General features: G+C 41.8%; 12 protein-coding genes. 1 reads left to right on the forward strand and 11 read right to left on the reverse strand.

Annotated features, from left to right (window positions below; all coding sequences use genetic code 11):
• Positions 1-45 precede the first annotated feature (45 nt).
• From gndA to mce, 5 genes are all read right to left on the reverse strand, one after another.
• A complete protein-coding gene (gndA, locus tag V3595_RS14370; protein ID WP_352920090.1) occupies positions 46-1,458 on the reverse strand; it encodes an NADP-dependent phosphogluconate dehydrogenase in 1,413 nt (470 codons plus the stop codon).
• Between the two features lie 42 nt (positions 1,459-1,500).
• Positions 1,501-2,775, reverse strand: coding sequence for a DNA polymerase IV (locus V3595_RS14375; protein ID WP_485907884.1), 1,275 nt, complete (start codon positions 2,773-2,775; stop codon positions 1,501-1,503).
• A gap of 376 nt (positions 2,776-3,151) precedes the next feature.
• Complete coding sequence (locus tag V3595_RS14380) at positions 3,152-4,273, reverse strand: tripeptidase T (protein ID WP_485907885.1); 1,122 nt, start codon at positions 4,271-4,273, stop codon at positions 3,152-3,154.
• Positions 4,274-4,508: 235 nt separating this feature from the next.
• A complete protein-coding gene (locus tag V3595_RS14385; RefSeq protein WP_063233117.1) occupies positions 4,509-6,059 on the reverse strand; it encodes an acyl-CoA carboxylase subunit beta in 1,551 nt (516 codons plus the stop codon).
• A complete protein-coding gene (gene mce / locus V3595_RS14390) occupies positions 6,056-6,481 on the reverse strand; it encodes a methylmalonyl-CoA epimerase (protein WP_202190570.1) in 426 nt (141 codons plus the stop codon). Before mce ends, V3595_RS14385 begins: the two co-directional genes overlap by 4 nt.
• 167 nt (positions 6,482-6,648) lie before the next feature.
• Here mce and prli42 point away from each other — a divergent pair, with 167 nt between their 5' ends.
• Positions 6,649-6,744, forward strand: a complete 96-nt coding sequence (gene prli42, locus V3595_RS14395; RefSeq protein ID WP_155726463.1) for a stressosome-associated protein Prli42 — start codon at positions 6,649-6,651, stop codon at positions 6,742-6,744.
• 40 nt (positions 6,745-6,784) lie between these two features.
• Here prli42 and V3595_RS14400 read toward each other — a convergent pair whose 3' ends face one another.
• The 6 genes from V3595_RS14400 to V3595_RS14425 all read right to left on the reverse strand — a co-directional run bounded on the left by V3595_RS14400 (position 6,785) and on the right by V3595_RS14425 (position 11,550).
• Positions 6,785-7,300, reverse strand: coding sequence for a L,D-transpeptidase (locus tag V3595_RS14400; RefSeq protein ID WP_485907888.1), 516 nt, complete (start codon positions 7,298-7,300; stop codon positions 6,785-6,787).
• Positions 7,301-7,332: 32 nt separating this feature from the next.
• Complete coding sequence (locus V3595_RS14405) at positions 7,333-8,322, reverse strand: aromatic acid exporter family protein (RefSeq protein ID WP_485907890.1); 990 nt, start codon at positions 8,320-8,322, stop codon at positions 7,333-7,335.
• Between the two features lie 191 nt (positions 8,323-8,513).
• Entirely contained in the window at positions 8,514-9,236 is a 723-nt protein-coding gene (locus V3595_RS14410; RefSeq protein WP_402834979.1) for an amino acid ABC transporter ATP-binding protein, read from the reverse strand.
• Positions 9,229-9,888, reverse strand: a complete 660-nt coding sequence (locus tag V3595_RS14415; RefSeq protein ID WP_095392033.1) for an amino acid ABC transporter permease — start codon at positions 9,886-9,888, stop codon at positions 9,229-9,231. The genes V3595_RS14410 and V3595_RS14415 overlap by 8 nt, the downstream gene beginning before the upstream one ends.
• Before the next feature lie 108 nt (positions 9,889-9,996).
• On the reverse strand, positions 9,997-10,800 hold the full coding sequence (locus V3595_RS14420) for a transporter substrate-binding domain-containing protein (RefSeq protein WP_170971507.1): 804 nt from the start codon (positions 10,798-10,800) through the stop codon (positions 9,997-9,999).
• A 312-nt stretch (positions 10,801-11,112) separates the two neighbouring features.
• On the reverse strand, positions 11,113-11,550 hold the full coding sequence (locus tag V3595_RS14425) for a BrxA/BrxB family bacilliredoxin (RefSeq protein ID WP_034308239.1): 438 nt from the start codon (positions 11,548-11,550) through the stop codon (positions 11,113-11,115).
• Positions 11,551-11,709 lie beyond the last annotated feature (159 nt).

Consider the following 11,709-nt stretch of genomic DNA (forward strand, 5'->3'; position numbering starts at 1 on the left):
AAGCCGGCTTAAAAGGGAATCCCCTTTTAAGCCGGCTTGAACTTTTTATTTTTCCATCCATTCGGTATGGAACGTTCCTTCTTTATCAATGCGTTGATAAGTATGAGCTCCAAAATAGTCACGCTGAGCTTGAATAAGGTTAGCTGGCAGCGTTTCTGTACGATAGCTGTCGAAATAGGCAAGTGCTGATGACAAGCAAGGAACCGGGATTCCATTCATCACTGCCGTTGATACCACCTCACGCAAAGCTCCTTGATAGCTTTCGACGATTCCTTGGAAGTAAGGATCTAGAAGAAGGTTGTTCAAGTTCGCTTCACGATCGTACGCTTCCTTGATTTTTTGGAGGAATTGTGCACGGATGATACAGCCGCCACGGAAAATCATCGCGATTTCCCCATATTGCAAGTTCCAGTCATTTTCTTCTGATGCTGCTTTCATTTGTGCAAATCCTTGTGCATATGAACAGATTTTGCTCATATAAAGTGCTTTACGGATACTTTCGATCAAAGCCTTTTTGTCGCCTGTAAATGATTCGGCTTTTGGCCCACGAAGGATTTTACTCGCTTCAACACGCTCGTCCTTGATTGCTGAAATAAACCGGGCGAATACGGATTCCGTAATGATTGGAAGCGGAACACCAAGATCAAGCGCGCTTTGACTTGTCCATTTCCCAGTACCTTTTTGGCCAGCTTTATCTAAAATGACATCGACCATCGGCTTGCCGGTTTCTTCATCATATTTTTTGAAAATATCAGCAGTAATTTCAATTAAATAGCTATCAAGTTCCCCTTCATTCCATTCAGAGAAGACTTCATGCAATTCTTCAGCAGATAATCCAAGAAGATTTTTCAGAAGGAAATAAGATTCGGAAATCAATTGCATGTCTCCGTATTCAATACCATTATGTACCATTTTAACATAATGACCTGCCCCATCCGGTCCGATATACGTACAGCAAGCATCCCCATCGACCTTAGCTGAAATGTCCTTCAAGATCGGTGCAACCAGTTCATATGCTTCTTTTTGACCTCCAGGCATGATGGATGGACCTGTCAGAGCTCCTTCTTCCCCTCCTGACACGCCTGTACCGATGAAATGGATGCCAAGCTTGCTTAACTCCTCATTACGGCGCTGAGTGTCCTTGAAGAAGGTATTCCCTCCATCAATAACGATATCACCTTTTTCAAGTAACGGTTTTAATTGCTCGATTGTTGCATCCGTTGCAGCTCCGGCTTTAACCATCAATAAAATTTTGCGGGGTGTTTCCAAAGAATTGACGAATTCTTCAAGCGTATAAGCAGCTGTTACGTTTTTGCCTTCCGCTTCCTTCATCATTTCGTCCGTTTTTGATCCTGAGCGATTATACACGGAAATTGAATATCCCCTGCTTTCAATATTAAATGCAAGGTTCTTTCCCATTACGGCTAGTCCGATAACGCCAATCTGCTGTTTTGTCATGATTCATCTTTCCCTTCTCTATATCTTTACACAGCTTGTACGCTAATCTTTGTCAAAAGAAGGATCATTCCTCCTGGATTGCTCAAAGAAATCTTTACTGAAGCTAGTGTCTGTTCCAATTGAACGATTTTTCAAGGGTAATCCCTTTTTAATAATATTTTCTCCATACTTATTTTGCAAGTGTTCCATCGCTTCATACAGAGGTTCTTTTTCTGCATCCTCTTGAAAGGAGAAAATATCCAGTTGCTTGAAGGCCGACTCTTTTTCGATGACATCATAGGCAGTGACACCAAGAAGCCTGATTCCTTCCCCATTCCAGTTTTTCATGAATAGATCGATAGCTCCATCCAAAATATCCTTTTTTTCAAAAACTGGATTAGGAACCGTTCTGCTTCTCGTTATAGTGCGGCGGTCTTTGTAACGGATCGTCACACCTATTTTTTGACCAAGCAGGCGTTTATTTCTCAAACGGACGGCTACCTTACCGGAAAGCTGTTCCAATACACCAATCAGTTCTTTTTGGTTGGCAGAGTCATGCGGAAGAGTTGTCGAGTTCCCAATGCTCTTATGCTCAAAAATCGCTTCGGGATCCACTACCCTGGGGTCGATTCCATTAGACCTATCCTTCAAACGGATGCCATTGATACCAAGTAGCTGTTTAAGTAGACTATCATTGGCATGTGCAAGGTCCCTGATCGTCTTTATCCCGATAGTTTGAAGCTTTTCCGAGGTCTTATCCCCGATGCCGTGCATTTCGCCAACTTGTAAAGGCCAGAGCTTTTCCGGGATGTCCCGTTTCCTTAACACAGTGATTCCCATTGGCTTCTTCATATCCGAAGCAGTTTTGGCCAAAAATTTATTAGGGGCAATCCCGATGCTGCAAGGGAGATCCATCGTATTAAAAATTCTTTCCTGAATGCTATTGGCTATATCTAAAGGCGAACCCAATTCGGCGCATTCACTAATATCCAGATACCCCTCATCTATCGAAACCGGTTCAACCATCTCTGTATATTGCCTTAATACATCGAAAATAGCCAGTGATGCCTTTCGATAGCGCTCGAAATTCGGTTTCTGAATGACTAATTGAGGACATAGTTTTTTTGCCTGCCAAATCGGCATGGTCGTTTTAACCCCGAACTTCCTCGCCTCATAGCTGCAGGTGACGATTATCCCCCTTCTCTCTTCAACATTGCCCGCAATGGCAAGCGGTTTGCCTTTCAAGGAAACATCATATGACATTTCCACTGAAGCATAGAAACTATTCATGTCTACATGGAGAATGACCCTGCCATTTTTGGGATACATGTCCTTCATGTTTGACCGTCACATCCTTGTAAAAATAAAAAACACCGGATAATAGGGACAATAAAAAACCATTTCTATTAAGGTACCCCTATTTATCTTCGGTAACCTCGGTGATAGATGCTCCACTCCAAGAAAAACAGCCATCATGTCATTGATGACTGTATTCCTTCAATACTTTGAACGCCTTCCAAATATATACGAGTTCTTGCTGATCAATGTCGTAATCAAACGGCAACACCGATTACTTAATAAGGCACCGTTCAAAGGGTATAAATCAAGAATTTCACGGGTTCAATCGACAAGGGATATTCCTCATCCTTCGCAAGAAATGCGACCACCTTTTTCGATTGAAAACTCCTACATTACCCTGTCATATTGCAGGTGATTATTCCCCTGATACTTCTTTGATGATAGTGACGACCATTTCAGCTAGCTTCGTTAATTCCTCAACCGGAATTCTTTCATTCGTAGTATGGATATCTTCATAGCCCACTGCGAGATTGACAGTAGGGATGCCAAAGCCCGCAATGACATTCGCATCGCTTCCTCCGCCGCTTTTAACCAGCTCGCATGGACGCCCGATTTTCTCTGCTGCTTTTCTTGCGATTTCGACTACATGATCACCAGCACCATATTTAAAACCAGGATACATGACGTTAACTTCAACTTCAGCACGTCCACCCATTTCAATGGCTGCAGTCTCGAATGCCTCTTTCATTTTCGCTACCTGTATTTCCATTTTTTCAGGAATCAAGGATCTTGCTTCTGCAAGGATTTCAACATGGTCACAAACAATATTGGTTTGCTGTCCACCCTGGAAACGTCCGATATTTGCTGTAGTTTCATCGTCGATTCTGCCTAATGGCATTCTAGAGATTGCTTTGGCAGCGATCGTAATGGCCGAAACGCCTTTCTCGGGAGCGACACCAGCGTGAGCAGTCTTGCCTAAAATGGTTGCAGACACTTTCGCCTGAGTAGGTGCAGCAACAACCACATTGCCCACTTTTCCATCACTATCAAGTGCAAAACCGAATTTAGCCGTTACAAGGGAGCGATCCAATGCCTTTGCACCAACCAAGCCAGATTCTTCACCGACTGTAATAATGAATTCGATTGTACCATGTTCGATATTCTGTTCTTTTAACACTTTAAGCGTTTCTAACATGACCGCTAATCCAGCTTTGTCATCCGCCCCTAAAATGGTCGTTCCGTCTGACACTATGTATCCATCTTTGATGGAAGGCTTGATTCCGTTCCCAGGTACAACCGTATCCATATGGGAGGTGAAATAAATGGTATCCACGCCTTCTTTCATTCCTTTTAAAGTACATACTAAATTCCCTGCACCATGACCGGTAACTGCTGTTGTATCATCTTCAAAAACCTCTACACCCAGTGCCCCGAATTTTTCTTTCAGCACTTTGGCGATGGCTGCTTCATTTTTCGTTTCGGAATCAATCTGCACCAATTCCATAAATTCATTAACTAAACGTTCTTCATTAATCATAAAATAAAACCTCCAAAAAAGTTTTCCCCTTTAATTATACTTCTAAAAGCTGCGCCCCGGCAAATAATGTGAAAAGGAAGACCCCAGCTTTAAAAAGCGTGCTGGTCATTTCCCTGCCAGAAGGCCGTTTTAAAAAGGTGAATGATGACTTATAAATGGTTTTCTTTAAAATGATATCTTCCCCAGTATGGAAAAGAGCCCAAAACAGATAGTTTGGGCTCCTTGCAATGTTGGATCACAACGGGATATTTCCGTGTTTTTTCCATGGTCGAGTTTCTTTTTTGTTGCGTAGCATATCAAGAGATTGAATGATCTTAATCCTGGTTTCACGGGGATCAATAACATCATCCACCATTCCAAGACTTGCGGCAACATATGGATTGGCGAACTTCTCACGATATTCTTCAATTTTTGCTGCACGTGTCGCTTCCGGATTTTCGCTATTTTGAATTTCACGGGCAAAAATGATATTTGCCGCTCCAGCAGAACCCATTACCGCGATTTCAGCATTCGGCCATGCAAACGTAAGATCCGCACCGATGGATTTACTATTAAGGGCCACGTATGCTCCCCCGTATGCTTTACGCAGAATGATCGTCAATTTTGGTACTGTTGCTTCCGAATAAGCGTATAGCAGCTTTGCACCGTGGCGAATGATTCCGCCATGTTCTTGTTTAACACCCGGGAAAAACCCTGAAACGTCTTCAAACGTAATTAGCGGAATGTTAAACGAGTCACAGAAACGAATAAAACGGGCAGCCTTATCTGATGAATCAATATCAAGTCCCCCTGCCAACACCTTTGGCTGGTTACAGACAAGCCCCACTGATTTCCCTTTGATCCGCGCCAAGCCGACCACTATATTTTTCGCAAAGCCCTCTTGAACTTCCATAAAGGAATCCTCATCGACAACCTGCTTCAATACTTTCCGAACATCATATGGACGGATCCCTTCATAAGGGACTACATCCGTTAAGTCCGGACGGTAGTCATCTCCATCGTCGGCTTCCAAAACCGGCGGCTTCTCTTCATTATTTTGTGGAAGATAGCTCAGGAGACGTCTAACGTCCGCCAATACTTGCTCCTCAGATGCTCCCTTGAAATGGGCATTACCGCTTATGGTATTATGTACAGTCGCTCCACCCAATCCTTCAGATGAAATCTTTTCACCTGTAACCGTTTCAATGACTTTAGGACCTGTTATGAACATTTGGCTCGTTTTTTCAACCATGAAGACAAAGTCGGTTATGGCTGGGGAATATACGGCTCCTCCTGCACAAGGTCCCATAATAACCGAAATCTGTGGAATGACCCCTGAATAAATGGAATTCCGGTAAAATATTTGGCCATATCCGTCAAGCGAAACTACGCCTTCTTGAATACGCGCACCACCAGAATCGTTCAAACCTATGAAAGGGGCTCCATTTTCCGCTGCCAAATCCATAACATTGGCAATTTTCAGAGCATGCATTTCACCGAGTGCACCGCCAAAAACAGTAAAATCCTGTGAAAACAGATAAATGTCGCGGCCGTTGACCTTTCCGTAACCGGTGACGACCCCTTCTCCCGGCCCTTCTTCCTTTTCCATGCCAAAATTGGTATTACGGTGTTTGATAAAAGGATTAAGCTCTATGAAAGTACCTGGATCAACTAAAAGTTCAATTCTTTCCCTTGCAGTAAGTTTGCCCTTTTCATGCTGCTTATCGATTCTTTCTTCACCGCCGCCCATTTCCACTTTGCGGCGTCTGTCATATAGGTCATTGATCGTATCATATATGTCTGTCATTCCTGCTCCTCCTTTGATAATGCTTGTTCACAAAGCTCATATAATACACCCGCGGTTGACTTGGGATGAACGAAAGCAACATCCGCATTGTGCGCTCCCTTTCTTGATGAATCATCAATCATGCGCAATCCAGATTCTTTGATTTCTTTTATTCTATCTTCGATGTCATCGACGCCAAGGGCCACATGATGAATCCCTTCACCGCGTTTTTCGATGAATTTGGCGATTGGGCTTGCCGGTGACAACGCTTCCAACAACTCCAAACGCGTATTGCCTGCCAGGATGAAGGCCACTTTCACTCCTTGGCTCTCCACTGTCTCGATTCCTTCAAGTTGCAATTTCAACGTTTCCGTATAAAGCGGCAAGGCTTCATCTAGTGACTTGACGGCAATACCGATATGATCGATATTTTTAATCATCATAAAAACCTCCATGCTATGTATTATTGGATGACTCCATTAAAATACTACTAATCTTGCATTAAAACCTTTTAAGATTCGGAATAATATGAACATTATACTTTTACTTGTTTCTACTAAATGTTCAAGTTAAAATAAAATCAATTAAACTGTTTTAAGGGAGAGGGCATATGGGAAACAAGAAAATCAGAAAAATCGTCGTGTATTTAATGCTTATCTCAATGTTATTAACAAGCTTATTATCAGGTATCGCATTTCTTTTGTAATAGACACCGTGATGGGGAGGGAAGCAAAGCTTCCCTCTCTTTATTTTATCGCTCCATTTTTCTTTGCCAACGTTTTGAAATCCTCTTTCGATATGGTGATCAACACCTTAGTGCCGATGGGGACTTTTTCGTACAAACGCTCTACATCGGATTTATGCATCCGTACACAGCCATTTGATATGTATTTACCAATTGATGATGGCTGATTCGTACCATGAATGCCGTAAATCCTCCCATCGGTATTTCGTGCATCGAATCCAATCCACCGCGACCCCAGAGGGTTCCTTGGATCGCCTCCAGGAATATTCTTTTTCCGGTAATATGGATTGACCGCTTTTACTTTTACCGTGAAAATCCCTTCAGGCGTCAGTTCCTGACTCTTTCCCGTACCGACCGGCAGAATCTCCTTGACCTCGTTATCATCAATGAACGCCAATTTATTGTTGGCTTTATTGATGATGATAAACGGATCGCCAGGCTTGACCGACTGAGGTTGGGCTTGTACCTGCAACGGCCACAAAGATAGCATAAGCAACAAAGAAAGGATCCATTTCATTTGTATCAATTCCTTTTACTTTTTTGCTTAGTTTAAGCCAAGTGTCTCTTTTTCATTCGGTTGCTGGTCAGCTTGGGCAACCCCTTGAAAGAATGCTTCAACAATAAATAGCGCTCCATTTCCTTCATGAGCTGCAGTAATGCGGCCCTGGATTCGAACTCTTCCCGTGTCTGCGGCAGTGCCATTCCCCTAAAATGAATCTCCATTTCTTCAAGCTTTTTCAGATAAAGAATGGCCGTATTTTGCGGGTGGACGTTTTCTGCCAAATCTTCTATAAACTCAGCCACTATCCCGCTTTGCTTGACGACCAACGGAATATTCGTGACTAGGGGAAGAATTCGTTCAATTATTTCAAACTGCTTTTCACGCATTTTGAAATAATGGTAATACAGGTCTTCTTCCCTTAAAAAATGATTTTCGACATCCCTGAAGGCGAGGCTTTTGGCCTGATTAAGAAGATTGGCCGTTTCGGTGATTTCCTTCCCATCCCATGTGTGATCATTATCTCTTAAATAGCGGACAATCCCCATCAAGATCGCACTAAAATTAGTTTCGATACTTTCCTGATAGGCCAGCAGTTTGTCATCGACACTGGGCATGTACAGGTTCATGACAAGCGCCACTCCAACTCCAACTGCAATTAATATCGTTTCATTGATCAGCAGGGAAAAAGTGATGTCACCCGCCCCATATAGGTGCATGATGATGACGCTGCTCGTCACAATCCCCTCATTAATCTTCAAGGCAACTGTCGTTGGAATGAAAATCAAGAGGATCAAACCTATTACCAGCGGGTGGAATGCGATGAACTGAAACAATAGGGATGCATAGGCCATTGCGATCAAACAAGCTAATAACCGGTGCCAGGAGGCATACACCGACTTCTTTTTCGTAACTTGAATGCATAAGATCGCAATGATTCCCGCAGCAGAGAAATATTCGAGATTAAGCATTTGTGCAATAATAATTGCCAGGGTGGCCCCCAAAGCAGTTTTAATCGTCCTGTATCCGATTTTAAACATTGTTATGTATCACCTGGCTCTTTCTCTATCTATTATAATACTATCAGGAAATGAGATATTTTCACAGTCCTTTGCGAGTTAAATTTCCAATTTTTCTAAATACATTCACGCAAAAATACATTATAGGAAAAAAATAAAAAAGGTAACCTAAACGTTACCTTTTTTCACAATTATATACTATTTACTTTAACTTATAAAACTTTTTCCAAGAAGTCTTTTGCACGCTGGCTTTTCGGATTGGAAAAGAATTCTTCCGGAGCACTTTCCTCAACTAGCAGACCCCCGTCCAGGAATAGTACTCGATCGGCCACTTCTTTGGCAAATCCCATTTCATGCGTTACAATCAGCATGGTCATCCCCGTATGTGCCAGTGACTTCATAACCTCGAGCACTTCTTTTACCATTTCGGGATCAAGCGCTGAAGTCGGCTCATCGAAAAGCATTACTTCCGGGTTCATTGCCAATGCCCGTGCAATCGCGACCCTTTGTTTTTGTCCGCCTGACAGACGATTCGGATAAGTAGATTCTTTATCGGCCAAACCGACTTTAGTCAAGAGCTCACGAGCTTGTTTTACAGCCTCGGCCTTTGATAATTTTTTCACCTTCATAGGTGCATATATCAGATTCTCCAGTACGGTTTTATGTGGAAATAAATGAAAATGCTGAAATACCATTCCGACATTTTCACGCACCTTCATGATATTGGTCTTTTTTTCAGTGATGATTTGATCTTTAAACCTGATTTGACCATCAGTTGGAGTTTCAAGCATATTGATGCAGCGCAAGAAAGTTGATTTTCCCGAACCGGATGGACCGATGATCGCTACCACTTCACCCTGTCCTATCTCGGTGCTGATTCCTTTTAAAACCTCGAGCTTACCATAATTTTTTTTAAGTCCATCAATTTTAATCACTGCGTCTCATTCTCCTTTCAATCACTTTGCCCAAGATGGTGAGAATCATGACCATCACATAATAAATGAGACCGGCAAATAAAATCGGCTCGAAGAATTTATATGTCTCACCGCCGACAATATAAGCACGGCGCATGATATCCCCTAATCCAATAATTGTGACAACGGCTGATTCCTTCGTTAAGGAAATCAATTCGTTAACAAGGGATGGCAGGATATTCTTGATGGCCTGCGGAAGGATAATATTAAGCATCATCCCTGAATAGGGAACCCCAAGTGCAAGTGCAGCCTCTCGTTGGCCTTTATCGACCGCTAAAATGCCGCCCCTGATAATTTCAGAAATATATGCCGCTGAATTTAGCCCGAATGCTAAAAATGCTGCTTGGAACGCTTCGATTTGAATCCCTAATATTTGTGGCGAACCAAAATAAATCAGCATTAATTGCAGCACCAAAGGAGTACCGCGAAAAATGGATGTATAAAAGTCAGCAATCCAATTCAATGGCTTGATTCTGCTGATTTTAAGTATAGATAATATAATTCCCAAAACAAATCCGATTACTGCCGCTACCGCTACAACCTTTAATGTAGTCGGTATCCCCTCCAGGATATATGGAAGGGAAGGCATAATCCTTTCAAATTCCAGATTCACTCCATTCATCCTCTCTTATGAAGACCGTTATCGGGCCTTTCTCCTGCTTCATTTTAAAGCGCGGAAAAACGTTCAGAAGGCATTCTGAACGCTTTTCATCTCTCTGTTTTATTCAGTTTCACTGCCACCGAACCATTTTAATATTAATTTTTCCATTTCGCCATTTTCCATCATTTTTTTCAACTCGGCATTGAATTCTTCAGTTAACTTGCTTCCTTTTTGGAATGCGATTGCCGAACCGGCATCTTGATCACCAGACTCGATCACATGGCCCACCAATTCTTTATTATCTTTCAAGTAGCCTTTTGCAACAGTATCTTCCATGATCACGGCGTCAAAACGTCCTGTTGACATTTCTTGAACAACTTCTGGAATACGATTCCGTTTTTCAACTTTCATCCCGATATTTTGGGATTTATTCAAATCATTTGCCAATGTCTCCTGGATGGATGCAAGCTGTACGCCTACCGTTTTCCCTTTTAAATCTTCAACAGTTTTGATCTTACTGTCCTCTGTCGTGATGATCATGTTTTTAGCTGTATAGTAAATATCACTGAAATCGACTGATTGCTCACGTTTTTCAGTTGGAGTCATTCCAGAGATAACGAAATCGACCGATTTATTTTCCAGAGCAGGCACAAGACTATTAAAGTCAATGTCCTTCACTTGGACCTCATAACCTAATTTTTTTCCGATTGCTTTAGCGATATCAATGTCAAATCCTTTGATTTCATCACTTTTAGACGTTTCAACAAATTCAAATGGCGGATAATCCGCAGATGTTCCCATTACCAGAACCTTTTTGTCTTCTTTGTCAGCTGTGTTCTTATCTTCTTTCTCTGATGTTCCGCATGCCGCTAAAATACCTACTAATAAAACAGAAGTAAGCAACAATGCTAACTGCTTTTTCAACTTCATTATTATTCCTCCAAAATGATATTTTCAATTCTCTTGTTATTAAATTCGGTTTAGTTAAAATTTGAATAACTAATATTCATACACTAATGTGTATTTTAACACACTCTAATAATTATTCAATAACGTAAATAATAGATTCATTTTTCAGAATATTACTATAATTTCATTTCTGGCTTCGCGCTTTTTCCCCAAAGGGAATATTTCGGCTTCCTTATCTATCTTCTTTCCTAAACGTTCCTTATTTATGCAGATTCATGAATAAAAAAACCCGCCGATTGGGCGGGTTTTTTAGGTTATCGCTATGGTTTACACTTCTTCGCAATATTGATCGAAGTAGTCTTGTAATTTTTCTACTACAGACATCGGGTGGTGTCCTTCAATTTCATGGCGCTCTATCATCGTGATGATTTTTCCATCCTTCAGCAATGCAAATGATGGAGATGACGGCGGATATCCTTCGAAATAATCACGGGCTTTCTCCGTCGCCTCTTTATCTTGCCCAGCAAAAACGGTTACAAGCTGATCTGGGCGTTTATCATTATGGATTGCATGTGCCGCTGCAGGTCTAGCTATTCCCCCGGCGCAGCCACAAACGGAGTTGACCATAACAAGTGTCGTTCCTTTTTGTGCAAATACTTCCTCTACTTCCTCGGGAGTAGTCAATTCTGTATATCCAGCAGTCTTTATCTCATCGCGAGCCTGTTTGACTACGTCGTTCATTAAAAAATTAAAATCCATATTCATGGCATGTGCTCCTTCCAAGTTTTCTCTTCAATCCTATCATAACAATTGCCACTTCGTGATTCAATAAATTTACCTGTCAAAACTGCATAAACCATTTCCGAACACGTTTAAAACGAAAGGTAAGCGGGAATCATGTGTGTAACAACAAGACTTACAAAA

The sequence above is a fragment of the Bacillus sp. CFBP9009 genome (assembly GCF_036541465.1).
GTDB lineage: Bacteria > Bacillota > Bacilli > Bacillales > DSM-1321 > Peribacillus.

Excerpts from the sequence above, each read along its gene's own strand:
- gndA (WP_352920090.1), bottom strand. The coding sequence starts at position 1,458 with ATGACAAAACAGCAGATTGGCGTTATCGGACTAGCCGTAATGGGAAAG.
- V3595_RS14375 (WP_485907884.1), bottom strand. The coding sequence starts at position 2,775 with ATGAAGGACATGTATCCCAAAAATGGCAGGGTCATTCTCCATGTAGAC.
- V3595_RS14380 (WP_485907885.1), bottom strand. The coding sequence starts at position 4,273 with ATGATTAATGAAGAACGTTTAGTTAATGAATTTATGGAATTGGTGCAG.
- V3595_RS14385 (WP_063233117.1), bottom strand. The coding sequence starts at position 6,059 with ATGACAGACATATATGATACGATCAATGACCTATATGACAGACGCCGC.
- mce (WP_202190570.1), bottom strand. The coding sequence starts at position 6,481 with ATGATGATTAAAAATATCGATCATATCGGTATTGCCGTCAAGTCACTA.
- prli42 (WP_155726463.1), top strand. The coding sequence starts at position 6,649 with ATGGGAAACAAGAAAATCAGAAAAATCGTCGTGTATTTAATGCTTATC.
- V3595_RS14400 (WP_485907888.1), bottom strand. The coding sequence starts at position 7,300 with ATGAAATGGATCCTTTCTTTGTTGCTTATGCTATCTTTGTGGCCGTTG.
- V3595_RS14405 (WP_485907890.1), bottom strand. The coding sequence starts at position 8,322 with ATGTTTAAAATCGGATACAGGACGATTAAAACTGCTTTGGGGGCCACC.
- V3595_RS14425 (WP_034308239.1), bottom strand. The coding sequence starts at position 11,550 with ATGAATATGGATTTTAATTTTTTAATGAACGACGTAGTCAAACAGGCT.